This window comes from Micromonospora sp. TSRI0369, assembly GCF_001905625.1.
GTDB classification, from domain to species: Bacteria; Actinomycetota; Actinomycetes; order Mycobacteriales; family Micromonosporaceae; genus Micromonospora; species Micromonospora echinospora_A.
The window spans coordinates 741773-765909 of record NZ_LIVU01000004.1 but is presented as its reverse complement, the minus strand read 5'-3'; the positions used below and the strand labels follow the sequence as shown (position 1 = coordinate 765909).

The window sequence follows — 24137 nt, the reverse complement described above, 5'->3', positions numbered from 1 at the left end:
GCGACGGCCGCCACGGTCCGCCCGCCCGTGGGCCGGACGCGGCCACCTGGGAGGCGCGGGTCTATGGCGTACGACGACGCGGGTCGGACAACGCCGCCGGAGACATCGTCCGGCGTGCCCGCCGCCGTACTGGAGCACGTCTTCGACGACCCGGCGCACGGCGAGCCCGGCCGGGACCGCATCGCGGTGCACGTGCTCTGGGAGTTCGTGCTGCTCGCCGCGCTGGTGGCGGTGACCTGGCTGCTCTGGCGGGAGGACGCGGACGCGCTGCGCGGCGGCTCTCTGAAGACGCTGCTCGTCGACGTGGCCGCGCTCGGCCTGCTCACCCTGGCCGCGGGCCTGAGCATGCGGGCCGGCGCGGTGAACCTGGCGGTCGGCCCGGTCGCGCTGGCCGCCGCGCTGCACTTCGCCGAGCAGGGCGACCGGGGCATGCGGGAGGCGCTGCTGCCGGCGCTCGCGATCGCGGCGGCGGCCGGGCTGGCGCTCGCGCTGGCCGTGGTGGTGCTGCACGTGCCCGGCTGGGCGGCGAGCCTGGCCGGGGCGGCCGGCGTGATCGTCTACCTGGAGCGCCGGAGCGTGCCGGTCGCGGTCCAGGGTGACTACGACCCCCGCCGCAACGCGCTGTACCTCTTCGTCGGCTTCGCCGCGGTGGCCGTCCTCGGTGGCCTGTTCGCCGCGATGATGCCGGTGCGCCGGCTGATCGGCCGGTTCCGGCCGGTCGTCGACCCGGCCCGCCGCCGCGGCGCGGTGGCCGCCACGGTGACCGCGCTGGCGCTCGTCGGGTCCACGGTGCTGGCGACGCTCGGCGGGGTGCTGATCGCCGCGAACGGGGACGGCGCTGTCGGGCCCGGCACCGGCCTGGACTGGACCGTGCTGGCGGTCGGCACGGTGATGCTCGGCGGCACCAGCGCGTACGGGCGCCGCGGCGGCATCTTCGGCACCATGCTCGCGGTCTGCCTGGTGGTTATGTTCCTGGCCTGGACCGTCCCGCAGGGCTGGTCGATCGGCCGGTGGGCGCTGGGCGGCGCCACGCTCGGCGCCGGGCTGCTCGTCACCCGGCTGGTGGAGACGTTCGGCCGGCCCCGCCCGGCGCCGCCGGCGGCCGTGGTGCCGGGGCCGGCCCGCCCGCTGCGGGACGGCGCGACAAGCGGCGGCTGGGGGATGACCCCGGCGCCCGAGCCGGCCGACGCCTGGCCGTCGGTGCTGCCGGTACGGCAGAACGACACCCCGGTGGAGGCGTGGGAGGCCCCGCGCTGGGAGAGCGAGCCCCGGCGCTGGGACGCGGACGAGCGCTGACCCGACGGGGCCGTGCGTCCGGCGCGCCGGAGCTGATCTCGCCGGTTAGGCTCGGCGGCATGACCGAGACTCCTGCCTCCGGCGGCCGCACCTTCGACGAGCTCGACAAGCTCTCCACCGAGGAGTTGCGCGAGCAGGCGTTCAACCTGGCCCGCGAGCGTCGCGACGTGGGCTTCTTCTGGTCGGTCCTGCGGCACCTGCCCAACGCGGACGAGGCCGCCGCGCTGGACGGCGCGCCGAACTCGATCGGCCCGACCATCGACGAGGCGAACGCGCTCTGGCGCGAGCTGACCGGGCACGGCTACGAGGAGTCCGCGCCGCTGCTGCGCGCCGCCTTCATCGACTACCTGATGAAGCACTGACGTCGATGACGGCCCGCCGGCCGGCGCCGGCCGGACGGTTGCGCAGGTTTGCCCGGCGCGACCGGCCGGGAACTGACCGCCGCATGGCTCTGAGCAACCGCCCCCGCGCCGTCTCCCGGTACGGCACGGCCGCCGGCACCGGCGCCCTCGCCGCGTTCCTGCTGGTCGCCGTCGGCGGCAGTCCGATGTACGTGGACTGGGCGCAGCGCGCCACCGACCCGACCGGAGCGGGCGGCTGGTTCCTGCGGCTGCTCGCCTGGCCGTCCTGGCGGTGGCACGCCGACGAGGGCGTGTTCGCCACCAACCTGCGTGCGATCCTGCTGATCGTGCTGGCCGCGGCGCTGCTCTACCTGCTGCCCGGCCCGCAGGTCGACCGGGTGGCGTCCTCGGGCAGCCAGTTCCTCTCCGGCTGGGGCGCGTTCGTGCTCGCCGCCGGGCTCAGTGCCCTGCTCGCCACGCTTCTCGGCCCGCACGGCTCGCTGTTCGCCGCGTTCCAGTCCGCCAGCACCGGCGTCACGTACGGCTTCTTCGCGGGCTGGATCGTCGGGCTGGCCAGCCTGGGCGGCCGGGCCTGATTCCGCTCAGTCCACCGCGCCCAGGGTCAGCACCCGGGTGCGGGCGAGCAGGCCCACCGCCCGTCCCTCCTCGGTCACCACGGCGTGCTCAGCGCCGGAGGTGAGCAGCGCGCCGAGCGCGTCGTACGCGGAGTCGCCGAGCGCCACAGTGGGCAGACCGGCGCCCCCGTCGGTCGGGAGTGGGTCGAGCACCGCGCGGGTCACCGGGGTGACGGCGAGCCGCCGGATGCCCCGGTCGGCGCCGACGAACTCGCGGACGAAGTCCGAGGCGGGCGAGCCGAGCAGTGCGGCGGGCGTGTCGTACTGCTCCAGCCGGCCGCCCTCGGAGAGCACCGCGATCCGGTCGCCCAGCCGGACCGCCTCGTCGAGGTCGTGCGTGACGAGCACGATGGTCTTGCGTACCTCGGCCTGCAACCGCAGGAACTCCTCCTGCAGGCGGGTACGGACGATCGGGTCCACCGCCGAGAACGGCTCGTCCATCAGCAGCACCACCGGGTCGGCGGCGAGCGCCCGGGCCACGCCGACCCGCTGCCGCTGCCCGCCGGAGAGTTCGTGCGGGTACCGCCGGCCGAACTGCGCCGGGTCGAGACCGACCAGCTCCAGCAGCTCGCCGACCCGGGAGCGGGTGCGCTGCTTCGGCCAGCCCAGCAGCCCCGGCACCGTCGCCACGTTCGCCGAGACGGTCTGGTGCGGGAAGAGGCCGACGTTCTGGATGACGTACCCGATGCGGCGGCGCAGCGCCACCGGGTCGACCCGTGTGACGTCGTCGTCGCCGAGCAGGATCCGCCCGCCGGTCGGCTCGATCAGCCGGTTGATCATCCGCAGCACCGTCGACTTGCCGCAGCCGGACGGGCCGATCAGGACCACCAGCTCACCGGCGCCGACCTGCAGGCTCAGCTCGCGTACCGCCTCGGTGCCGTCCGGGTAGCGCTTGCGGATGCGCTCCAGGGTGATCGACGCCGCGCCGCCTCCGGCGGTGCTCCCCGGGGTACCGTCCACGTGTGTTCCTCCACCTGAGCTACCGGGCCGACCCGGGTAATCCGTGGTTCTCCTGGCAGTACGTGCGGGACAACTCTGACACGATCCTCGCCGCGCTGCGGGAGCACACCTGGCTGACCGCCCGGGCCGTGGTGATCGCCGCGCTGGTGGCGCTGCCGCTCGCCGTGCTGGCGTACTGGTTCCGGTCGCTGTCGGCCTCCATCCTGGCGGTGACCGGGGTGCTCTACACCGTCCCGTCGCTGGCGCTGTTCGCCTTTCTCGCGCCCTACCTGGGCATCGGCGCGATCACCGTGCTCACCGTGGTGGCGCTGTACGCGCTGCTGGTCATCGTGCGCAACGCGCTGGCCGGGCTGAACCAGGTGCCGCCGGAGGTGCGGGAGGCCGCCGAGGGCATGGGGTACGGCCGGTGGGGCCGGCTGTTCCGGATCGAGCTGCCGCTGGCGCTACCCGGCATCCTCACCGGCGTACGGCTCGCCACGGTGTCGACTGTCGCGCTGGTCACGGTCGGTGTGGTGGTCGGCCGGGGCGGGCTCGGCCAGCTCATCTTCGCCGGCTTCCAGAACAACTTCTACAAGGCACAGATCATGACCGGCACGGTGCTGTGCGTGCTGCTGGCGCTGGTGCTCGACCTGGTGCTGGCCGGCGCGGGCCGCCTGCTGACCCCGTGGCTGCGTGGGAGGTCCGCCCGGTGAACCCCGTCGAGCAGGCGGTCGTCTGGCTGAACGACCCGCTGAACTGGACCAATCCCGGCGGCGTGCTGGACCGTCTCGGCGAGCACCTGAGCATGTCCGCCCTGGCGGTGCTGCTCGGGTGCCTGGTGGCCTGGCCGATCGGTCTCTGGCTCGGGCACAGCGGCCGGGGTGGCGGGCTGGTGCTGCTGGTCTCCAACGTCACGCTGGCGATCCCGACCCTGGCCCTGCTGACCATCCTCCCGCTGACCTTCCTCGGCTTCGGCCGGCCCGCGGTGGTGGTGGCGCTCGCGGTCTTCGCGGTGCCGCCGCTGCTGGCGAACGCGTACACCGGGGTGCGGCAGGCCGACCCGGAGGCGCGGGACGCCGCGCACGGGATGGGGCTGTCCGGCGCGCAGGTGCTGCGCCGGGTGGAGCTGCCGCTTGCCGTGCCCTACTTGGCGGCCGGTTTCCGCACCGCGGCGGTGCAGGTGGTGGCCACCGCCGCGCTCGCGTCGTTCGTCAACGGCGGCGGGCTGGGCCAGATCATCCGGGCCGGCTTCGGGCTCGACATCGCCGCCGGCGGCGGCCAGATCATCGCCGGCGGGGTGCTGGTGGCCGGGCTGGCGCTCCTGGTCGAGGGGCTGCTCGCGATCGTGGAGCGGGTGGTCACGCCGCGCCCGCTGCGCCCGGCCCGCCGCCGGGCGAACCGTCGCGCGACGGCGGCCACGACCGGAAGTTGAGCCGCCGGTGACGATCGGGTGACGAAAACCGCTCCGGGTTTGTCGGTCGCCTCTGGAAGATATTGGCTGGAGTCGCGGGTGGCCGTCCGGTTCGCCCGTCGGACACGCGGCCGGCCCGATCGGGTCGCGCCGGGACACGGAAGGCGGGCACTCATGCGCGCGCGTACACGACTGGCCGCCGGGGCGCTCGGCGCACTCACCGCGGCCGCTCTCCTCACCGGCTGCGGTGACGCCGGCTCGTCCGGCACCGACGCGCCCGAGCAGGGCGCCTCGGGGGCCGGCTGCGCCCCGGTGGCGGGCGACCAGCTTGTCGTCCTGACCGACGACAAGAAGCTCCAGAACACCGACAACGTCATCCCGGCGATCAACGCGAAGGCGGCCACCCCGCAGCTCGTCGCCGCGCTGGACAACGTCTCCGCGAAGCTCGACACCCCCAAGCTGATCCAGCTCAACCGGGCGGTAGACGTCGACCGCAAGACGCCCCAGGCGGCGGCGAAGGAGTTCGCGTCCGCCAACGGCGTGACCGACGGGATCGCGAAGGGGCCGGGCGGCCAGATCACCGTCGGCGCCGGCAACTTCAGCGAGAGCCAGACCATCGCCGAGCTCTACAAGATCGCGCTGGAGGCGGCCGGCTACCAGGTCAAGGTGCAGACCATCGGCAACCGCGAGCTCTACGGGCCGGCCCTGGAGAAGGGGCAGATCCAGGTCGTGCCGGAGTACGCCGCCACCATGGCGGAGTTCCTCAACACCAAGGCCAACGGCAAGGACGCCCAGCCCGTCTCCTCCCCGGAGCTGGACAAGACGGTCGCGGCGCTGAAGACCGAGGGGGACAAGGCCGGCCTGGTCTTCGGCCAGCCGTCCCAGGCGCAGGACCAGAACGCGTTCGCGGTGACCAAGGCGTTCGCCGACAAGTACGGCGTGTCCACGCTCTCCGAGCTGGCCGCGAAGTGCTCCGGGCAGGCCACCGTGCTCGCCGGGCCGCCGGAGTGCCCCCAGCGCCCGAAGTGCCAGGCCGGTCTGGTCGAGGTCTACGACTTCAAGGCGGGCTCGTTCAGCTCGCTGGACGCGGGCGGCCCGCAGACCAAGAACGCGTTGAAGACCGGCGCCGCGAGCGTCGGCCTGGTCTTCTCCTCCGACGCCGCGCTGGCCACGAGCTGACGCGCCGCCACCGGCCGGCGCCACGCGCGCCGGCCGGTGGCGCACCCCGAGCGGTTGCCTGCTCAGCAGGCCCGCACATCGAGTCACGCCGACCCGTTCCCCTCAGGTGGAACTCTCGGTACTGTGCTCAGCCATGCCCGCCTCGGTCGCTCCCGCCGACAAGCGCAACCCCACTGTGCTGACCGTCCTGTTCTGGGCCGGTGTGGGGCTCGCGCCGCTGGCGGCGCTCATCCTGCTGGTCGCCGACGGCAACGGCTCGCTTCGCCTCGGCGCCGTCCTGGCGATCATGGCCGTCGTGCTGATCGGTCTCTCCGTCGCGCTGCGGCCGGAGGGCGGTTCGGGTGGCGCGGCGTCCGAGGAGTTGCGCGAGGAGCTGGAGCAGCTCCGGCGGGAGCTGCGGGCCGAGATCGTGGCCGCCGCTCAACGTGGCAACCAGGCGCTGGACCAGGCGCGCCGGGCGGAGGAGGTCGCCGGGGCGGTGCGGCACCGGCTCGACGCGGCCGCCGCCGGACTGGCCTCCGCGCCCGCCCAGGAGCGCCCGAGCGGCGCGGCCCGGGTGCCGGCCGCCGGGGCGTACGAGGCGGATCGGGGCCATCCGGGCGGCCGTGACGAGGACGAACCGGCGCGCCCGGCGTACTCCGGTGGCCGTTACGGAGGCGAGCACGACGGCGAACCGCCACGGGCGGGCCGCCACGACGCCGAGCCGGCGCGGGCGGCGGTACGCCCGCCGGACCGGCCCGCGAGCGGCGTGTACGGGTCGGCGCGCGTGTCCGGGCCGGCCGCCCGGCCGGAGTCCCGCCCGGTGGGCGTGGTCCACCACACCGAGACCGTGCACGTCACAACCCGGCACACCATCGTCGGCGGTGGCGCCGAGCCGACCGGGTCCCGGTACGGCGGATTCCCCGGCGGCTGGTCGGACGAGGACCGCGCCCGGGGCGGCGACCCGGCCGATCACCGGGGCGCGGCGCATCGCGAGCGGGGCCGTGAGGACCGGGCCGATGCCGGGTGGACCGGCACGGACGAGAGCGGTTGGGGCGCCCCGGCCGGCGGCGGTCGCTCCGGGCACGGCCGCCGGGACGGGGATTCGCGGGACGACGGCTCGCGGCCGCGCGACGGGCACCCGTGGACCGATGCCGGACGTGCGGGCGCCGAGCATCCGTGGGCGGGTGTCGGCGGGGAGCAGGGCTGGTCCGCGGGCGGCCGTCTGTCGAACGACCAGGGCCGGGCTGTGGCGGAGGAGCAGCGACAGTGGCCGGGCGACGACCGGGCCGGCTGGGCGCCGGGCGGCGCGACCGACGCTCCGGCCTGGTCACCGGCCGCGCGGCACAGTGAGCCCGCCGCGCCCGGGGCCCTGGACGCGCCGGCCGGCCGGGACCCGGCGGACGGCGACCACTGGTCCGAGCTGCGTGCGGGTAACCGCTGGGCGGCGGTCCGCGACGACGGGGTGGGCCGGGAGATCCGCCTCGGGGAGCGGCGGGCCGCTGTGCACGCCGACAGCGCGGGCACGGAGTACCGGATCGAGGACCGGTGGGCGTCGGTGCGCGGCGGCGGGGCGGACGCGAGCGGGCCGGGTGACGGCCGCCGGCCGGGGGAGAGCCACCCGGCGTTGCCGGCGGGCGGGGTGCCGGTGCCGGACGAGTGGCGCCCACCGACCCAGCGCAGCGGCCAGCCGGAGTGGCGCCAGCCGCCCCCGGAGTGGCGTCAGCCCGAACCGGAGCGCCGCGAGCCCGAGCCGCAGTGGCGTCAGCCGGAACCGCAGTGGCGTCAGCCGGAGCCGGAGTGGCGTCCGGCCGAGTCGCAGCGCCGCGAGCCCGAGCCGGACTGGCGTCAACCCGAGCCGGAGTGGCGCCAGGGCGAGTCCCAGTGGCGTCCGGCCGAGCCGGAGTGGCGTCAGCCGGAACCGGAGTGGCGCGGCCCGGAGCGCGGCCGGCCGCAGTGGGACACCGCCGACCGCTGGCGCTGAGCGCCGGCCGCCCGTATGCGGACGGCTGTCACTTGTCGATGTCGCCGACCACGAAGAACATCGAGCCGAGGATGGCGATCAGGTCGGGCACCAGGCAGCCGGGCAGCAGCGACGACAGCGCCTGCACGTTCGCGTACGAGGCGGTGCGCAGCTTCATCCGCCACGGCGTCTTCTCGCCCCGGGAGACCAGGTAGTAGCCGTTGATGCCGAGCGGGTTCTCGGTCCAGGCGTACGTGTGCCCCTCGGGCGCCTTCAGCACCTTCGGCAGCCGCGTGTTCACCGGGCCGCTGATCCGGTCCACCCGGTCCAGGCACTGCTCGGCGAGGTCGAGCGAGACGTACACCTGGTCGAGCAGCACCTCGAAGCGGGCGTGACAGTCCCCGGCGGTCTTCGTCACCACCGGCACGTCGAGCTGGTCGTAGGCCAGGTAGGGCTCGTCGCGGCGCAGGTCCAGGTCGAGCCCGGAGGCGCGGGCGACCGGCCCGGACGCGCCGAACGCGGCGGCGTCGGCGGCGGACAGCACACCGACCCCGACGGTACGGGCCAGGAAGATGTCGTTGCGCCGGATCAGGTTGTCCAGGTCCGGCATCCGGCGGCGCACCTCGGCGATCGCAGCGCGGGCGCGCCCGGTCCAGCCGGACGGCACCTCCTCCTTCAGGCCGCCGACCCGGTTGAACATGTAGTGGATCCGGCCGCCGGAGACCTCCTCCATCACCGCCTGGATGGTCTCCCGTTCCCGGAACGCGTAGAACATCGGCGTGATCGCGCCGATCTCCAGCGGGTACGAGCCGAGGAACATCAGGTGGTTGAGCACCCGGTTCAGCTCGGCCAGCGCCATCCGCAGCCAGGTGGCGCGCTCCGGCACCTCCATGCCCATCAGCCGCTCGACGGCGAGCACCACGCCCAGCTCGTTGGAGAACGCCGACAGCCAGTCGTGCCGGTTCGCCAGCACGATGATCTGCCGGTAGTCGCGTACCTCGAAGAGCTTCTCCGCCCCCCGGTGCATGTAGCCGACGATCGGTTCGGCGGCGACCACCCGCTCCCCGTCGAGCACCAGGCGCAGCCGCAGCACGCCGTGCGTCGAGGGGTGCTGCGGCCCGATGTTGAGCACCATGTCGGTGCCGAGCTGCTCACCGCCGGCGCCGGTGCCGACTGTGAGCTCGCGGAGGTCGGCGGCGTCCGTGGTCATGCCCGTCATCGTGCCACGACCGCGTCGAGCGCGACGCCGACCGGCTGGCGCAGCCACAGGTGCCCGCCGAGCCCGGCCGGGTCGGTCAGCTCGGCCGCCGCCGACGCCGCGGCGAGCGCCCGCAGGTAGCCGGCCGGGTCGCGGGGGGCGAGGCTCAGCGGCGGTCGCCCGCCGTCGGCCCCGAGCGCCCGCAGCGCCTCCCGCTGTGAGACCAGGGAGTACGCGCACCGCGCGACCCGTTCACCGGCGGAGGCGACCGAGTCCATGGCGACGTGCGCCGTCACGTCGCACGACCCGTCCGGCACCGGCGGCACCTGCCGCCCACCCCGATACCCGGTCAACGTCCCGTCCAGGGGACGCGACTCCCGCACATGTCCGTAGTCCACGGCAAGCGCCAGCCCGCGCCGGATCCTTCCCACCGCCTCAGCCCACGCCGAATCCCGCCCCGACCCGATCTCCCCCCGCACGCCGCCCACGAACCCGCCCTCCGCCTCCGTGATCAAGGAGTTCGTGTCCCGATCCGGGCCCTCGGCCGACGCAAACTCCTTGATCACCGGGGTGGTAGGCAGGGCGGCCGGGGGCCACCAGTGGGTGAGCCAGGTGGTGTCGGCGGGGGCCGGGGCCGGGCCCACCGTCTCCTCGCCGGTTCTCGGGTTCACCAGGAGGAGGCGCCAGCCTGCGGGCGTGTGGACTGCCACGTCGAGCGGGACGTTGTCCAGCCATTCGGTGGCCAGGAGAAGGCCGGTGATGTCCTCGGGGATGTCGCGGCGCCAGTCGATCTCGGGCGGCAGGTCCGGTGGGCGGACCGACAGTTCCACGGCTACCGGGTGGAGCCGGGCGGCCAGGTCCGGCGCGGCCTGCGCGAGCAGCGCTCGGAGCAGCTCGCCCCGGCCCGCGCCCACGTCCACCACGTCCAGCCGGTCCGGGTGCCCCAGCGCCACGTCCACCGCTTCGAGCTGCCGCAGCACGCAGGCGGCGAAGACGGGTGAGGCGTGCACGCTGGTGCGGAAGTGCGCGGCGGGCCCGGCGCCGGAGACGAAGAACCCCTCCGGCCCGTACAGCGCCTGCTCCATCGCGTCGCGCCAGCGCAGCGGGGTGGTCACCCGCCGACCCTACGGGACGTACCCGAAAGGGCGGTTTGCCTGCCACCGCAGCGGCCCTTTCGGGCGGCCGGTGAAGGTTTTCACACCTTCTTGTTTCGGGTCTGTCACCCGGGCGCATACTTGCCATCGACCGGTACCCCCTTCGAGGACTGGATCGCTGCCATGAGCGCACCGCTGCGCCACCGGGCCACCGCCGGCCCGCTCGTCTTCCCGCGTACCCTCGCCGTCGGCGTGCTCGGCGCCGGCCGGGTCGGCGCCACGCTGGGCGCGGCCCTCGCCGCCGCCGGTCACCGCGTGGTCGCCGCGTCCGGCACCTCGGGCGCGACAGGGGCCCGGCTCGCGCTGCTGCTGCCCGAGACCCCGCACCGCGCCGCGTCCGAGGTGGCGCGTGCCGCCACCGACCTGCTGATCGTCGCCGTTCCGGACGACGCGCTGGCGGGCGTGGTCGCCGACCTGGCCGCGAGCGGCGCGCTGCGCCCCGGCCAGGTGGTGGCGCACACCTCCGGCGCGCACGGGCTCGCGGTGCTCGCCCCGGCCGCCGAGGCCGGCGCCCGGCCGCTCGCGCTGCACCCGGCGATGACCTTCACCGGTACGCCGGACGACCTGTCCCGCCTGCCCGGCATCTCGTACGGGGTGACCGCCCCGGCGGAGCTGCGCGCGTTCGCGGCCCGGCTGGTGGCCGACCTGGGCGGCGTACCGGAGTGGGTAGGTGAGAACGACCGGCCGCTCTACCACGCGGCGCTCGCGCACGGCGCCAACCACCTGGTGACGCTCGTCAACGAGGCGTCCGACCGGCTGCGTGACGCCGGGGTGGAGCGGCCGGAGAAGGTGCTCGCCCCGCTGCTGCGAGCCGCGCTGGAGAACGCGCTACGGCTGGGCGACGACGCGCTGACCGGGCCGGTGTCCCGGGGCGACGCGGGCACCGTACGCCGGCATCTGGACCGGCTGGCGCGGACCGCGCCGGAATCCGTACCCGCGTATCTGGCGTTGGCACGACGGACGGCGGACCGCGCCGTCGCGGTCGGCCGCCTCCGCCCGGCGGACGCGGCCGCGCTACGGGACGTGCTGGACGGAATCGAGGTGGCGGCCTGATGGCCGAGGTGCTGCACACGCGCAAGGAACTGGCGGCGGCCCGTGAGGCGATGACCGGCACGGTCGGCGTGGTGATGACCATGGGCGCGCTGCACGCCGGGCACGAGATGCTGCTGCGGGCCGCCCGCGAGCGGGCCGACCACGTCGTGGTCACGATCTTCGTGAACCCGCTGCAATTCGGCCCGAACGAGGACTTCGACCGCTACCCGCGCACGCTCGACACGGACCTGGAGATCTGCCGCCGGGTGGGGGTGGACGCCGTGTTCGCGCCGTCGGTGACCGAGATGTACCCGGAGGGGCAGCCGGCGGTACGGCTGAACCCGGGGCCGCTCGGCGAGGACCTGGAGGGCCTGAGCCGTCCCGGCTTCTTTCACGGCGTGCTCACGGTGGTCATGAAGCTGCTCCAGCTCACGCAGCCCGACCTGGCCTTCTTCGGTGAGAAGGACTACCAGCAGCTCACCCTGATCCGCCGGATGGTCCGCGACCTCGACGTGCCGACCGAGATCGTCGGCGTGCCGACCGTACGGGAACCGGACGGCCTGGCCCTGTCCAGCCGCAACCGTTACCTGTCGGACGCGGAGCGGCAGGCCGCGCTGAGCCTGTCCGCCGCGCTGTGGGCCGGCGCGACGGCGGCGGAGCGGGGCGAGGACGCGGGCGCGGTGCTCGCCGCCGCCCACCGGGCCTTCGACACTCCGGACGCCCGCCTCGACTACCTGGTGCTCACCGACACCGAGTTGGAGCCCGGCCCGGTCACCGGCCCGGCCCGGCTGCTGATCGCGGCCTGGGTCGGCGCCACCCGCCTGATCGACAACACGGCCGTCCACCTCGCGCCGCGTCCCTGACCCCACCACGAATGCGGAAAGGCACCCCGATGTTCCGGACCATGCTCAAGTCGAAGATCCACCGCGCCACAGTGACCCAGGCCGACCTGCACTACGTCGGCTCGGTGACCGTGGACGAGGATCTGCTCGACGCGGCGGACCTGCTCCCCGGTGAGCAGGTCGCGATCGTGGACATCACGAACGGCGCGCGGCTGGAGACGTACGTGATCCCGGGGCGGCGGGGCAGCGGCGTGATCGGCATCAACGGCGCTGCCGCGCACCTGGTGCACCCCGGTGACCTGGTCATCCTGATCTCCTACGGGCAAATGGACGACGCCGAGGCCCGCACGTACCGCCCGAAGGTGGTCCACGTCGACGCCGACAACAGGGTGGTAGACCTCTCCACGGACCCGACCACGGCCGCCCTCGGCACCGCAGGCGCCCCCATCCCCAACCCCCTCGCCGCTTCTCTCCGTTGATCTTGCACTTCCGGCCCTCCCGTCATCCCTTTCAGGCGGTTTGTCGGGGCGGTTAGTGCAAGATCGACGGGGCGGGCGGGCAGGGAACGCGGTCTGTCACCGGAAGGTCATTTTCGGCTACCCTGGGCGGACCGTCGGGGATCGACGGTCGTCGGCTGGGGGAGGCCGCGATGCGCCGTGCGATGAGCTTCCTGGTCGCCGCGATGGTCGCGAGCGCCGCACTGACCGGCTGCGCCGGCACCGGCGGGCTGGACGGCGACCTCACCGACGAGTGGGCCGCGATGGCCGCCCCACTGCCGTTCACCCCGGCGGCCGAGGTCTGCCAGGTCGCCGACTTCACAGCGAGCGTCGGCCTGGCCGCGTACGCGCCGGTCGGCTGCGACCTGCCGCACCGCGTGGAGACCGTGCACGTCGGGGCGTTCACCGCCGACCGGGCCACCCCGCCGGCGCTCGGCTCACCGGAGATGCGTACCGCCTTCGCCGACTGCGACAAGCGGGCCGGCGGATACGTGGGTGACGACTGGCGCGCCGGACGCCTCCGGCTGGCGGTGGCGGTGCCGACCGGCGTCGGCTGGACGGCCGGCTCCCGCTGGTACCGGTGCGACCTGACCGAGCTGAACACCGTCGAGGCGGCGGCCACCGTGGTCACCCGCACCGGCAGCCTGCGCGACGCGCTCAAGACGCCCTCCCCGCTGCGGCTGGGCTGCCAGCGCACCACGCGGGACGCGGGCCGGGTGCAGCGGCTCACCCCTGTCGACTGCGCTGTCGCGCACGACGCGGAGTTCGTCGGCGTGTGGGCCGCGCCGGATCGCCCGTACCCGAAGAAGCCGGAGGACTGGGTCCCCCTCTACGACGGCTGCTTCGGCGTGATCGCCCGCTACGCAGGGGTGCCCGCCGACGCGTTCCTGCGTTACCGCAGCGACGTGGTGGTCCGCCCGCCCGCCGCCGGTCGCTGGGCGATCGGCGACCGGGGCGTGCGCTGCTACCTGTGGCTCAGCGACCGTACGGTGACCACCTCACTGAAGGGCGCCGGACCGGCCGCCCTGCCGCGCCGCACGAGGTAGCGGAGCGCACTGGTCACGCCCCCCGCGCCCGAGCCGAGTTCGCTTCGGGTTGACTGTGCTCATGGACCTACCCACCGTCGACCTGCCGACGCTGCCCCGGCTGCTCGCCGCGCCCGCCCCCGGGTGGGTGGAGACGACAGACGTGATCGTGGTCGGCTCCGGCGTGGCCGGGTTGACCGCGGCGCTGCACCTGCGCGAGGCGGGCCTGCACGTCACGGTGGTCACCAAGGTCGACATGGACGAGGGCTCGACGCGCTGGGCGCAGGGCGGCATCGCCGCCGTGCTGGACCCGGCGGACACCCCGGCCGCGCACGCGTACGACACCGAGGTGGCCGGGGTCGGCCTCTGCGACCCGGCGGCGGTCCGCGCGCTCGTGGCCGAGGGCCCGACCCGGCTGCGCGAGCTGATGCGGATCGGGGCGGAGTTCGACCGCAACCCGGACGGGTCGCTGATGCTGACCCGGGAGGGCGGCCACCGCGCCGACCGGATCGTGCACGCGGGCGGCGACGCCACCGGCGCGGAGGTGCAGCGGGCGCTGCACGACGCGGTACGCCGCGACCCGTGGATCCGGCTGGTCGAGCACGCCCTGGTGCTGGACCTGCTGCGCGCCCCCGGTGACGGCCCGGGCGGGCTCGGCAGGGCCTGCGGCATCACGCTGCACGTGCTCGGCGAGGGCAGCGAGGACGGCGTCGGCGCGATCCTCGGCCGCGCGGTGGTGCTGGCCACCGGCGGGATGGGGCAGATCTTCGCCGCCACCACGAACCCGGCGGTCTCCACCGGCGACGGGGTGGCGCTGGCGCTGCGCGCCGGGGCGGCGGTCACCGACGTGGAGTTCGTGCAGTTCCACCCGACCGCGCTGATCGTGCCGCCCGGCGGACCGGGCGCGGGGCTGGCCCAGCAGCCGCTGGTCTCCGAGGCGCTGCGCGGCGAGGGCGCGCACCTGGTCGACGGCGACGGCAAGCGGTTCATGGTCGGCCAGCACGAACTGGCCGAGCTGGCGCCCCGGGACGTGGTCGCCAAGGGCATCCACCGGGTGCTGCTCGCCAGCGGGGCCGACCACGTGTTCCTGGACGCCCGGCACCTGGGCGGCGACTTCCTGGCCCGGCGGTTCCCCACCATCGTGGCGTCCTGCCTGGCCATCGGCGTGGACCCGGCCACCGACCTGATCCCGGTCGCGCCGGCCGCCCACTACGCCTCCGGCGGCGTCCGGACCGACCTGCGCGGACGCACCTCCATCCCCGGCCTGTACGCCTGCGGCGAAGTCGCCTGCACCGGCGTGCACGGCGCGAACCGGCTGGCCAGCAACTCCCTGCTGGAGGGACTGGTCTTCTCCCGCCGGATCGCCGAGGACATCGCCGCCGGGCTGCCCGAGCAGGCTCGCCCCGCCGAGACCGGCGCCTGGGTGGGCGGTCCCGGCGCGCTGGTGCCGGCGACCGGCACGGCGGAACTGCAACGGGCGATGACGCGGGGCGCGGGCGTGCTCCGGTCGGCGCGGACGCTGGAAGCCACCGCCGCCACGCTCACCGCGCTGGGCGCGGGGCAGGGCGTGCCGCGTACCGCCGACTGGGAGGCGACGAACCTGCTCACAGTGGCGTCGACGCTGGTCGCCGCCGCGTACGCCCGGCAGGAGACGCGGGGCTGCCACTGGCGGGAGGACTTCCCGACCGCCGACGACAGGTGGCTGGGCCACATGGTGGCCGAGGTGGGCACGGACGGCATTGTGGCCGAGCGCTGGGAGGAGATCCAGTGAGCGCGAGGAGTGAGCCGGTCTTGCGAGCCCCGCAGTCGCGAACGAAGGAGGCACAGCAGATGAGGGAGTCGACGGAGCAGGCGCTGCGCGACGGTGGCCTGGACCCGGAGCGGGTCCGGCGGATCATCCTCGACACGCTGCACGAGGACCTCGGGCCCGACTTCCTCGACGTCACGAGCGTGGCCACCATCCCGGCCGAGCAGCAGGACACGGCCGATCTGGTGGCGCGCGCCGACGGCGTGGTGGCCGGGCTGCCGGTGGCCGCCGCCGTGTTCGAGATGGTGGCCGAGGTGACCGGCGCGGGGCGTACGGTCGAGGTTGAGCTGGTGGCGCACGACGGGCAGCGGGTGGCCCGCGGCGACGTGCTGGCCACGGTGACCGGGCCGACCCGGCTGCTGCTGACCGGCGAGCGGACGGCGCTGAACCTGCTGTCCCGCATGTCCGGGGTGGCGACGCACACCCGGGCCTGGGCCGACGAGCTGGCCGGCACGAAGGCGACGGTGCTGGACACCCGCAAGACCACGCCGGGCCTGCGGGCGCTGGAGAAGTACGCGGTCCGGGCCGGTGGCGGCACCAACAAGCGGATGGGCCTGTACGACGTCGCCATGATCAAGGACAACCACAAGGTCGCCGCGGGCGGGATCAGCGCCGCGTTCCGCCGGGTCCGGGAGGCCTTCCCCGACGTCGCGGTGCAGGTGGAGGTGGACACGCCGGCCGAGGCGGTGGAGGCGGTCGAGGCGGGCGCCCGCTTCCTGCTGCTGGACAACATGACCCCGGCGCAGCTGCGCGAGGTGGTGGCGTCGGTGGGCGACCGGGCGGAGCTGGAGGCCACCGGCGGGCTGACGCTGCCGATGGCCGCCGAGTACGGCGCCACGGGCGTCGACTTCCTCTCCGTCGGCGCGCTCACCCACTCGTCGCCGATCCTGGACATCGCCCTCGACCTGCGCGACGTCTAGGCTGCCGCTGTGCTGCTCTGCATCGACATCGGAAACACGAACACCGTGCTGGCGACCTTCGACGGCGACAAGCTGGTGCATTCGTGGCGCATCAAGACCGACGCCCGCTCCACCGCGGACGAACTGGGCCTGATGTTCCGCGGGCTGCTCGCCGGTGACGCCGTGGAGATCACCGGGGTGGCTGCCTGCTCGACAGTGCCGGCGGCGCTGCGCTCGTTGCGCACCATGCTCGACAGGTACTACGCCGACCTGCCCAGCGTGATCGTCGAGCCGGGCGTCCGTACCGGCGTCCAGCTCGCCATCGACAACCCGAAGGAGGTGGGCGCGGACCGCGTGGTGAACACGCTTGCCGCGTACACGCTCTACGGCGGGCCGTCGATCGTGGTGGACTTCGGCACCACCACCAACTTCGACGTGATCAGCAGCCGGGGGGAGTTCCTCGGCGGGGCGTTCGCGCCCGGCATCGAGATCTCCTTCGACGCGCTGGCCGCCCGCGCCGCGCAGTTGCGCAAGGTGGAGGCGACCCGTCCGCGCTCGGTGATCGGCAAGAACACCGTCGAGTGTCTTCAGGCCGGGCTCTACTTCGGCTTCGCCGGTCAGGTGGACCGGATCGTCGAGCGGATGTCCGAGGAGCTGGGCGGGGTCAAGGCGGTCATCGCCACCGGTGGCCTGGCGTCGCTGGTGCTCGGTGAGTGCCACACCATCACCCACCACGAACCGATGATCACGCTGATCGGCCTGCGGATGGTCTACGACCGCAACACCTGAGGTGTAAGGAAGGGCCCCCTTTTAACGCCTCCGGTAGAGGAGGGGCCCCTTCTTAACGCCCTTAACGCCGGCGCTTCAACGCCGCCCCGCCCGGAGCACCATCGTGCGGTACGGCAGCTCCACGGCGTCCCGGCCGGCCAGGTCGGGGTGGGTGGCGAACAGCTCCGCCAGCTCCGCATCCACCCGTCGCCGCTCGTCGGCGTCGGCGGTCAGCCAGAACGAGCGGGTGTGCAGCATGCCCACCACCTCGTCCGGCGTGAGCGTGGTCGCGTGCGCGAACTCGCCCACCTCGACCGCGGTGAAGGCGGCGCCGAAGTCCGCGTACCGCTGCGTCACGTCGCCGGCGTTGTCGCCGAGGTGTGCGATCCGGGTCAGCTCCGCGACCCAGCCCACCCGCTCGTCCCGGATGTTCCAGATCGGCGCGAACGTGCCGCCCGCGCGCAGCACGCGCGCGATCTCCGCGTGTGCCGGTCCCCTGTCGAACCAGTGGTAGGCCTGCCCGACCAGCACCGCGTCCGCCGACCCGTCCGGCAGCGGCACGGCCTCGGCGCTCCCGGCGAGCGCCGTCGTGCCCGGCGTGGCGTCGGCCAGTTGCGCCCGCATCCCGGGATCCGGCTCCACGGGTACGACCTGCGCCACCGTCCGGTCGGCGGTGAGCTCCAGCAGTCCCCGGGTGAGGATGCCCGTGCCGGCGCCGAGGTCCACCACCCGGGCTCCGGACAGTCCGTCCAGCGCCCAGCGCAGCGCGGCCTGGGGATAACGGGGACGGAACCGGTCGTACTCGGCCGCGGCGGCGCCGAACGAGAGCGCCGCAGTGGGGTCGGTCATGACGGGCAGGTTATCCCGTAACGGCCGTCAGGCCGCTTGAGTACGCTCATGTGCTGACCCCGCCGATGTTCCCAAGGCCTGAGGAAGCGTGCCGTGACCGAGCAGAACGCCCTGCCAGCAGACCCCGCCGACGACCTTCCCGAGCAGATGAAGGTCCGCCGGGAGAAGCGGGACCGGATGCTCGCCGAGGGCATCGAGCCGTACCCGGTGGGTTTTCCGCGCACCACCACGCTGGCGCTGCTGCGCGAGCGCTACGCCGACCTGCCCACCGACACCGCCACCGGCGACCGGGCCTCGGTCACCGGCCGGGTGATCTTCATTCGCAACACCGGCAAGCTCTGCTTCGCGACGCTCCGCGACGGTGACGGCACCGAACTCCAGGCGATGCTCTCGCTGGACCGGGTCGGGCCGGAGCGGCTGGCGGACTGGAAGCGCCTGATCGACCTCGGCGACCACGTCGGCGTGACCGGCGAGGTGATCACCAGCCGGCGCGGCGAGCTGTCCGTGCTCGCCGAGGAGTGGGCGGTCACCGCCAAGGCGCTGCGCCCGCTGCCGGTGGCGCACAAGCCGCTGAGCGAGGAGTCCCGGGTCCGCCAGCGCTACGTGGACCTGGTGGTCCGCCCACAGGCCCGGCAGATGGTCCGCACCCGGGCCACCGCCGTCCGCAGCCTGCGGGACACCCTGCACGGGCAGGACTACATCGAGGTCGAGACCCCGATGCTGCAACTGCTGCACGGCGGCGCGGCGGCCCGCCCATTCGTGACCCACAGCAATGCGCTCGACACGGATCTGTATCTGCGAATCGCGCCGGAACTATTTCTCAAGCGCGCGGTGGTCGGCGGCGTCGACCGCGTCTTCGAGATCAACCGCAACTTCCGTAATGAGGGCATCGACTCTTCGCACTCGCCGGAGTTCGCGATGCTGGAGGCGTACCAGGCGTACGGCGACTACGACACGATGGCCGAGCTGACCCGAAATCTCGTACAGCAGGCCGCAGTCGCGGTCGCCGGATCGACCGTGGTGACCCACGCGGACGGGCATGAGTTCGATCTGGGTGGCGAGTGGCGCTCGGTGACGCTGTTCGGTGTTCTTTCCGAAGCGCTCGGTGAGGAGGTCACCGTCCGCACCGAAAGGGCACGCCTGGTCGAGTACGCGGACAAGGTCGGTCTCTCCGTCGACCCGAAGTGGGGCCCGGGCAAGCTGGCCGAGGAGTTGTTCGAGGAACTCGTGGTGCCGTCGCTTCAAGCGCCCACGTTCGTCCGCGACTACCCGGAGGAGACCAGCCCGCTGACCCGGGCCCACCGCAGCGAGCCGGGCCTGGCCGAGAAGTGGGACCTGTACGTGCTCGGATTCGAGCTGGGCACCGCGTACTCGGAGCTGGTCGACCCGGTTGTGCAGCGGGAGCGGCTGATGGCCCAGGCGCAGCTCGCGGCGCGCGGCGACGACGAGGCGATGCGGCTGGACGAGGATTTTCTCCGAGCGATGGAGTATGGAATGCCGCCCTCCGGTGGCATGGGAATGGGAATCGATCGCCTGCTGATGGCGCTGACCGGGCTGGGAATTCGGGAAACGATCCTGTTCCCGTTGGTCCGGCCGGAGTAGGCGCTCCCGCAAAGCTTCTCCGGCTCGTTACCCCGTCCTATTGACGGAACAAGCGCCGGACGGGTTATTGTGCTCTTGGAGTATTGCAGGAGTACCACCCTGCTCGAAAGGAATGTGGGACGTGGCCAAGCAGATCATTCACAAGCTGGTCGATGACCTGGACGGCGGGGACGCTGACGAGACCGTCAAGTTCGCGCTCGACGGCGTGCAGTACGAGATCGACCTCTCCGCACCCAACGCGGAGAAATTGCGTGACGTATTCGCGCCGTACATCGCGAACGGAACGAAGGTCGGTCGCGGGGGTGTGGTCGTGGGCGGCCGGGCCGCTCGGGGTCGAGGCGGCGCGACCGCGGACCGCGAGCAGAACCGGGCCATCCGCGAGTGGGCCAAGAAGGCCGGCAAGGACATCTCCGACCGGGGTCGTATCCCGCAGGAGATCGTGGACGAGTACCACGCGAAGGCGGGGCACTGACCCCAGCCTCGCCACGGGCGACACGACGCCGGACCGGAGTGCCACTCCGGGCCGGCGTCGCCGTTTCCGGCCCGGTGGGACGCTTCCGGGGCCGCTGTGACGGTTCCGCCCGGCGTCCCTTGCAGGGTCGGATGTCCGGTTCGGCCCACCTGTTCGGCCCGGCTCGTGCAGGGCGGCGGAGCGGGGAAGAAATCCCCGCCGGGAGCGGTTGTCCACAGGCGGTGGAGATTCCATCCACAGGCTGTGGACGACGTCGGCGGGCGCACTGTCGCCGCATCGGGTCCACTCGACCGGCCTTCGGGTGCCGGTCGAATTTCGCTCTGCGCGTACAGGCAGGGGGCCCGGAACACCTCCTGAGCGTGGACGGTTGTCAGAAACGACGTCGGAACGACCATTCGCGGGGCCACACGACCTCAGCGGAGGCGGCCCGCGGCGATAGAGTAAGGAGGCACGGACGCCCATCCCGGACGTCCGCGCACCGGCCCCGCCGAGATCTGACCATCAAGGCGCACGGCACGTGAGGAGCACGAGGGCATGTTCGAGCGGTTCACCGACCGAGCGCGACGGGTTGTCGTCCTGGCCCAAGAAGAGGCCCGGATGCTCAACCACAACTACATCGGTACGGAACACATCCTGCTGGGCCTGATCCACGAGGGTGAGGGTGTCGCGGCAAAGGCCCTGGAGAGCCTCGGCATCTCCCTGGAGGGCGTGCGTCAGCAGGTCGAGGAGATCATCGGCCAGGGTCAGCAGGCGCCGAGCGGGCACATCCCGTTCACGCCGCGGGCCAAGAAGGTGCTGGAGCTGTCGCTGCGCGAGGCGCTGCAGCTCGGCCACAACTACATCGGCACCGAGCACATCCTGCTCGGCCTGATCCGCGAGGGCGAGGGCGTCGCCGCCCAGGTCCTGGTGAAGCTCGGCGCGGACCTGAACCGGGTGCGTCAGCAGGTCATCCAGCTGCTCTCCGGCTATCAGGGCAAGGAGCCGGCCGCCGCCGGTGCCGCGCCGGGTGAGGCCGCGCCGTCGACCAGCCTGGTGTTGGACCAGTTCGGCCGTAACCTGACCCAGGCCGCCCGGGAGGGCAAGCTCGACCCGGTGATCGGGCGCGAGAAGGAGATCGAGCGGGTCATGCAGGTGCTGTCCCGCCGCACCAAGAACAACCCGGTGCTGATCGGTGAGCCCGGCGTCGGTAAGACCGCCGTGGTGGAGGGCCTGTCCCAGAAGATCATCAAGGGTGAGGTGCCCGAGACGCTGAAGGACAAGCAGCTCTACACCCTCGACCTCGGTGCCCTGGTCGCCGGTTCGCGCTACCGCGGTGACTTCGAGGAGCGCCTGAAGAAGGTGCTCAAGGAGATCCGCACCCGGGGCGACATCATCCTGTTCATCGACGAGATCCACACCCTCGTCGGTGCGGGCGCGGCCGAGGGCGCGATCGACGCGGCGAGCATTTTGAAGCCGATGCTAGCCCGTGGTGAGTTGCAGACCATCGGCGCCACCACGCTGGATGAGTACCGTAAGCACCTGGAGAAGGACGCCGCTCTGGAGCGTCGTTTCCAGCCGATCCAGGTGGGTGAGCCGTCGCTGGCGCACACCATCGAGATTTTGAAGGGTCTGCGGGACCGCTACGAGGCCCACCACCGCGTCTCCATCACCGACGCCGCCCTGGTCGCCGCCGCGACGCTGGCCGATCGGTACATCTCGGATCGGTTCCTGCCGGACAAGGCGATCGACCTGATCGACGAGGCGGGCGCCCGGATGCGGATCCGTCGGATGACGGCGCCGCCGGACCTGCGTGACTTCGACGAGCGCATCGCGCAGGTGCGTCGGGACAAGGAGTCCGCGATCGACGCGCAGGACTTCGAGCGCGCCGCGCAGCTGCGCGACACCGAGAAGCAGCTGCTGGGTCAGAAGGCGCAGCGGGAGAAGGAGTGGAAGGCCGGCGACCTCGACGTCGTCAGCGAGGTCGACGACGAGCAGATCGCCGAGGTGCTCGGTAACTGGACCGGCATTCCGGTGTACAAGCTGACCGAGGAGGAAACCTCGCGGCTGCTGCGCATGGAAGACGAGCTGCACAAGCGCGTCATCGGCCAGGAAGACGCGGTCAAGGCGGTCTCGAAGGCGATCCGCCGTACCCGGGCGGGGTTGAAGGACCCGAAGCGGCCGTCCGGGTCGTTCATCTTCGCCGGCCCGTCCGGTGTGGGTAAGACCGAGCTGTCCAAGGCCCTCGCCGAGTTCCTCTTCGGCTCCGAGGACGCGCTGATCCAGCTGGACATGTCGGAGTTCCACGACCGGTACACCGTGTCCCGCCTCGTCGGCGCCCCTCCCGGGTACGTCGGCTACGACGAGGGCGGGCAGCTGACCGAGAAGGTGCGTCGCCGGCCGTTCTCCGTGGTCCTCTTCGACGAGATCGAGAAGGCCCACCCGGACGTGTTCAACACGCTCCTGCAGATCCTGGAAGACGGCCGTCTCACCGACGGTCAGGGCCGGATCGTGGACTTCAAGAACACCGTCATCATCCTGACCACCAACCTCGGCACCCGCGACGTCGCCAAAGCCGTCTCCCTCGGTTTCCAGGCGTCGGAGGACTCCGAGTCGAACTACGACCGGATGAAGCAGAAGGTCAACGACGAACTCAAGCAGCACTTCCGGCCCGAGTTCCTCAACCGCATCGACGACACCATCGTCTTCCACCAGCTACGCCAGAACGAGATCCTGTCGATCGTCGACATCATGATCGCCCGCATCGAAACCCAGCTCCGCAACAAGGACATGGGTCTGGAACTGACCGACAACGCCAAGAAGTACCTCGCCGTCAAGGGCTTCGACCCGGTGCTGGGCGCCCGGCCGCTGCGCCGCACCATCCAACGCGACATCGAAGACAACCTGTCCGAACGGATCCTGTTCAACGAACTGACCCCGGGCCAGATCGTCGTCGTGGACTGCGAAGGCGACCCGGAGAACATCGACAAGTCCAAGCTCGTCTTCCGGGGCGCGGACCGGCCGGACGCCGTGCCGGACGCGGTCCCGGCGGACCTCGGCGGCACCGCCGCCACCGGCGCGGACGACGCCGCGTAAGTCCGCACATTCCGAGGGCGACGGCCCCGGTAGGCGAAAGCCACCGGGGCCGTCGCCTTTCCCGTGCCCGCCCGCCCTCCCTCCCGCCCTCGGCCCGCCCTTTGCCCCGTTGATCATGAAGTTGACCGCACTTGGCGCCCCCCATTTGTCGCCGCCAACTTCATGATCAACGGAGTGGCGCGGGGGCGAGGGCGGGAGTGGGTCGGTCAGGGGAGGGGGACGGCGGGGCCGTCGCCGGCCAGGCGGAACGACTCCTCGCCCACCGGTTCCACCAGTCCGTCCGTGATCAGGCCGGCCAGCGCCCGGGCCCGCTGCACGTCGTCCTGCCAGACCTGGTCCAGCCGCTGGTGCGGCACCGGCCCGGTGGCGTCCCGGAGCACGGCGAGCAGCAGTCCGCGTACCTGCCGGTCGGTGCCGGCGTAGCGCTGCGGACGGCGCGTCGGCCCGGTAGGGGCGGCCTGGCCGGAGGCCCGCCAGGCGCAACTCGACTCGACCGGGCAGATCGCGCAACGCGGGGCGCGGGCGGTGCAGACGACCGCCCCGAGTTCCATGAACGCGGCGCTGGCCAGGGCGGCGGCGGCCGGTTCGATCGGCAGCAGTTCCTCGGTGGCGACCAGGTCGGCGGGGCGGGTCGTCGGACCGGCGTCGGGTTCACCGGCTATCGCCCGGCACACCACCCGCCGCACGTTCGTGTCGACCACCGGATGTCGCTGCCCGTACGCGAAGGCGGCGACCGCGCGTGCCGTGTACGTGCCGACGCCCGGCAGCGCCAGCAGCTGGTCGAGCCGGTCGGGCACCACGCCGCCGTGCCGCTCCACGATGGCCACCGCGCACTCGCGCAGGCGTACCGCCCGGCGGGGGTAGCCGAGTCGCCCCCACATCCGAATCGCCTCGGCCGGGGTGTCCTCGGCGAGCGCGCGCGGCTCGGGCCAGCGGGCCAGCCACGCCTGGAAGGCGGGCACCACCCGTACCACCGGGGTCTGCTGGAGCATGACCTCGGAAACCAGGATCGCCCAGGCGCCGACACCCGGCTCGCGCCAGGGCAGTTCACGGGCGTTGCGCTCGTACCACCGGCTGACCTGGGTGGCGAATGTGGGCTCGGACATCGCGTCGCCGATCATGTCACGGCTGTCTTTCCCGCAGGTTGGGCGGGGCGGGTGGCCGGGCGCGATCGATC

22 protein-coding genes are annotated in these 24137 nt (G+C 73.1%); 17 read left to right on the top strand and 5 right to left on the bottom strand.

Annotated elements, in window-relative coordinates; all coding sequences use genetic code 11:
- Positions 1-63: 63 nt before the first annotated feature.
- The 3 genes from AMK25_RS16505 (at position 64) to AMK25_RS16495 (ending at position 2233) form a co-directional block, all read left to right on the top strand.
- Positions 64-1296, top strand: a complete 1233-nt coding sequence (locus AMK25_RS16505) for an ABC transporter permease (RefSeq protein WP_073829223.1) — start codon at positions 64-66, stop codon at positions 1294-1296.
- 59 nt (positions 1297-1355) lie between these two features.
- Complete coding sequence (locus AMK25_RS16500) at positions 1356-1658, top strand: hypothetical protein (protein WP_073829222.1); 303 nt, start codon at positions 1356-1358, stop codon at positions 1656-1658.
- Positions 1659-1741: 83 nt separating this feature from the next.
- Positions 1742-2233 carry a hypothetical protein gene (locus AMK25_RS16495; RefSeq protein WP_073829221.1) on the top strand — a complete coding sequence of 164 codons (492 nt, stop codon included), beginning with the start codon at positions 1742-1744 and terminating at the stop codon, positions 2231-2233.
- 6 nt (positions 2234-2239) lie between these two features.
- On the opposite strand, the gene AMK25_RS16490 is transcribed toward AMK25_RS16495, so the two are convergent.
- The gene (locus AMK25_RS16490; protein WP_073829220.1) at positions 2240-3232 is read right to left on the bottom strand and encodes an ABC transporter ATP-binding protein; all 993 of its coding nucleotides are present in this window, start codon (positions 3230-3232) and stop codon (positions 2240-2242) included.
- 2 nt (positions 3233-3234) lie between these two features.
- Between AMK25_RS16490 and AMK25_RS16485 the strand changes: the two genes are divergently transcribed.
- The 4 genes from AMK25_RS16485 to AMK25_RS16470 all read left to right on the top strand — a co-directional run bounded on the left by AMK25_RS16485 (position 3235) and on the right by AMK25_RS16470 (position 7764).
- Positions 3235-3924 (top strand): ABC transporter permease, encoded by a 690-nt coding sequence (locus AMK25_RS16485; RefSeq protein WP_073829219.1) that lies wholly within the window; start codon positions 3235-3237, stop codon positions 3922-3924.
- Positions 3921-4643 (top strand): ABC transporter permease, encoded by a 723-nt coding sequence (locus AMK25_RS16480; RefSeq protein ID WP_073829366.1) that lies wholly within the window; start codon positions 3921-3923, stop codon positions 4641-4643. The genes AMK25_RS16485 and AMK25_RS16480 overlap by 4 nt, the downstream gene beginning before the upstream one ends.
- Before the next feature lie 153 nt (positions 4644-4796).
- Positions 4797-5801, top strand: a complete 1005-nt coding sequence (locus AMK25_RS16475) for a glycine betaine ABC transporter substrate-binding protein (RefSeq protein ID WP_073829218.1) — start codon at positions 4797-4799, stop codon at positions 5799-5801.
- Between the two features lie 133 nt (positions 5802-5934).
- Positions 5935-7764 (top strand): hypothetical protein, encoded by a 1830-nt coding sequence (locus AMK25_RS16470; protein ID WP_073829217.1) that lies wholly within the window; start codon positions 5935-5937, stop codon positions 7762-7764.
- A 28-nt stretch (positions 7765-7792) separates the two neighbouring features.
- On the opposite strand, the gene AMK25_RS16465 is transcribed toward AMK25_RS16470, so the two are convergent.
- Entirely contained in the window at positions 7793-8962 is a 1170-nt protein-coding gene (locus tag AMK25_RS16465; RefSeq protein ID WP_184679779.1) for an NADH-quinone oxidoreductase subunit D, read from the bottom strand.
- Positions 8959-10026, bottom strand: coding sequence for an SAM-dependent methyltransferase (locus AMK25_RS16460; protein WP_073829365.1), 1068 nt, complete (start codon positions 10024-10026; stop codon positions 8959-8961). Before AMK25_RS16460 ends, AMK25_RS16465 begins: the two co-directional genes overlap by 4 nt.
- A 192-nt stretch (positions 10027-10218) precedes the next feature.
- Here AMK25_RS16460 and AMK25_RS16455 point away from each other — a divergent pair, with 192 nt between their 5' ends.
- The 7 genes from AMK25_RS16455 (at position 10219) to AMK25_RS16425 (ending at position 16986) form a co-directional block, all read left to right on the top strand.
- Positions 10219-11148, top strand: coding sequence for a Rossmann-like and DUF2520 domain-containing protein (locus tag AMK25_RS16455; protein ID WP_073829215.1), 930 nt, complete (start codon positions 10219-10221; stop codon positions 11146-11148).
- Positions 11148-11990 (top strand): pantoate--beta-alanine ligase, encoded by an 843-nt coding sequence (panC, locus tag AMK25_RS16450; protein ID WP_073829214.1) that lies wholly within the window; start codon positions 11148-11150, stop codon positions 11988-11990. Before AMK25_RS16455 ends, panC begins: the two co-directional genes overlap by 1 nt.
- 29 nt (positions 11991-12019) lie before the next feature.
- The gene (gene panD / locus AMK25_RS16445; protein ID WP_073829213.1) at positions 12020-12448 is read left to right on the top strand and encodes an aspartate 1-decarboxylase; all 429 of its coding nucleotides are present in this window, start codon (positions 12020-12022) and stop codon (positions 12446-12448) included.
- A gap of 170 nt (positions 12449-12618) precedes the next feature.
- Positions 12619-13512 carry a septum formation family protein gene (locus tag AMK25_RS16440; RefSeq protein ID WP_073829212.1) on the top strand — a complete coding sequence of 298 codons (894 nt, stop codon included), beginning with the start codon at positions 12619-12621 and terminating at the stop codon, positions 13510-13512.
- Between the two features lie 61 nt (positions 13513-13573).
- Positions 13574-15262, top strand: a complete 1689-nt coding sequence (locus AMK25_RS16435; RefSeq protein ID WP_073829211.1) for an L-aspartate oxidase — start codon at positions 13574-13576, stop codon at positions 15260-15262.
- Between the two features lie 59 nt (positions 15263-15321).
- Complete coding sequence (gene nadC / locus AMK25_RS16430) at positions 15322-16218, top strand: carboxylating nicotinate-nucleotide diphosphorylase (RefSeq protein WP_073829210.1); 897 nt, start codon at positions 15322-15324, stop codon at positions 16216-16218.
- A gap of 9 nt (positions 16219-16227) precedes the next feature.
- Positions 16228-16986 carry a type III pantothenate kinase gene (locus AMK25_RS16425; RefSeq protein ID WP_030504826.1) on the top strand — a complete coding sequence of 253 codons (759 nt, stop codon included), beginning with the start codon at positions 16228-16230 and terminating at the stop codon, positions 16984-16986.
- Between the two features lie 75 nt (positions 16987-17061).
- Here AMK25_RS16425 and AMK25_RS16420 read toward each other — a convergent pair whose 3' ends face one another.
- Positions 17062-17814: a class I SAM-dependent methyltransferase gene (locus AMK25_RS16420; RefSeq protein ID WP_073829209.1), complete on the bottom strand. Its 753-nt coding sequence runs from the start codon at positions 17812-17814 to the stop codon at positions 17062-17064.
- Between the two features lie 93 nt (positions 17815-17907).
- Between AMK25_RS16420 and lysS the strand changes: the two genes are divergently transcribed.
- The 3 genes from lysS to AMK25_RS16405 all read left to right on the top strand — a co-directional run bounded on the left by lysS (position 17908) and on the right by AMK25_RS16405 (position 22960).
- Positions 17908-19416 carry a lysine--tRNA ligase gene (lysS, locus tag AMK25_RS16415; protein ID WP_073829208.1) on the top strand — a complete coding sequence of 503 codons (1509 nt, stop codon included), beginning with the start codon at positions 17908-17910 and terminating at the stop codon, positions 19414-19416.
- A gap of 121 nt (positions 19417-19537) precedes the next feature.
- Entirely contained in the window at positions 19538-19888 is a 351-nt protein-coding gene (locus tag AMK25_RS16410; RefSeq protein ID WP_198937531.1) for a histone-like nucleoid-structuring protein Lsr2, read from the top strand.
- 534 nt (positions 19889-20422) lie between these two features.
- Positions 20423-22960, top strand: a complete 2538-nt coding sequence (locus tag AMK25_RS16405; protein WP_073829206.1) for an ATP-dependent Clp protease ATP-binding subunit — start codon at positions 20423-20425, stop codon at positions 22958-22960.
- A gap of 206 nt (positions 22961-23166) precedes the next feature.
- Here the strand turns inward: AMK25_RS16405 and AMK25_RS16400 are convergent, their stop codons facing one another.
- Positions 23167-24066 carry an A/G-specific adenine glycosylase gene (locus AMK25_RS16400; RefSeq protein WP_073829364.1) on the bottom strand — a complete coding sequence of 300 codons (900 nt, stop codon included), beginning with the start codon at positions 24064-24066 and terminating at the stop codon, positions 23167-23169.
- Positions 24067-24137 lie beyond the last annotated feature (71 nt).

Coding starts and splice junctions, on each gene's coding strand:
- AMK25_RS16420 (WP_073829209.1), bottom strand. CDS start 17,814: ATGACCGACCCCACTGCGGCGCTCTCGTTCGGCGCCGCCGCGGCCGAG.
- AMK25_RS16505 (WP_073829223.1), top strand. CDS start 64: ATGGCGTACGACGACGCGGGTCGGACAACGCCGCCGGAGACATCGTCC.
- AMK25_RS16405 (WP_073829206.1), top strand. CDS start 20,423: ATGTTCGAGCGGTTCACCGACCGAGCGCGACGGGTTGTCGTCCTGGCC.
- AMK25_RS16460 (WP_073829365.1), bottom strand. CDS start 10,026: ATGGAGCAGGCGCTGTACGGGCCGGAGGGGTTCTTCGTCTCCGGCGCC.
- AMK25_RS16500 (WP_073829222.1), top strand. CDS start 1,356: ATGACCGAGACTCCTGCCTCCGGCGGCCGCACCTTCGACGAGCTCGAC.
- panD (WP_073829213.1), top strand. CDS start 12,020: ATGTTCCGGACCATGCTCAAGTCGAAGATCCACCGCGCCACAGTGACC.
- AMK25_RS16400 (WP_073829364.1), bottom strand. CDS start 24,066: ATGTCCGAGCCCACATTCGCCACCCAGGTCAGCCGGTGGTACGAGCGC.
- AMK25_RS16455 (WP_073829215.1), top strand. CDS start 10,219: ATGAGCGCACCGCTGCGCCACCGGGCCACCGCCGGCCCGCTCGTCTTC.
- AMK25_RS16495 (WP_073829221.1), top strand. CDS start 1,742: ATGGCTCTGAGCAACCGCCCCCGCGCCGTCTCCCGGTACGGCACGGCC.
- AMK25_RS16435 (WP_073829211.1), top strand. CDS start 13,574: ATGGACCTACCCACCGTCGACCTGCCGACGCTGCCCCGGCTGCTCGCC.
- AMK25_RS16440 (WP_073829212.1), top strand. CDS start 12,619: ATGCGCCGTGCGATGAGCTTCCTGGTCGCCGCGATGGTCGCGAGCGCC.
- nadC (WP_073829210.1), top strand. CDS start 15,322: ATGAGGGAGTCGACGGAGCAGGCGCTGCGCGACGGTGGCCTGGACCCG.
- AMK25_RS16470 (WP_073829217.1), top strand. CDS start 5,935: ATGCCCGCCTCGGTCGCTCCCGCCGACAAGCGCAACCCCACTGTGCTG.
- panC (WP_073829214.1), top strand. CDS start 11,148: ATGGCCGAGGTGCTGCACACGCGCAAGGAACTGGCGGCGGCCCGTGAG.
- AMK25_RS16465 (WP_184679779.1), bottom strand. CDS start 8,962: ATGACGGGCATGACCACGGACGCCGCCGACCTCCGCGAGCTCACAGTC.
- AMK25_RS16475 (WP_073829218.1), top strand. CDS start 4,797: ATGCGCGCGCGTACACGACTGGCCGCCGGGGCGCTCGGCGCACTCACC.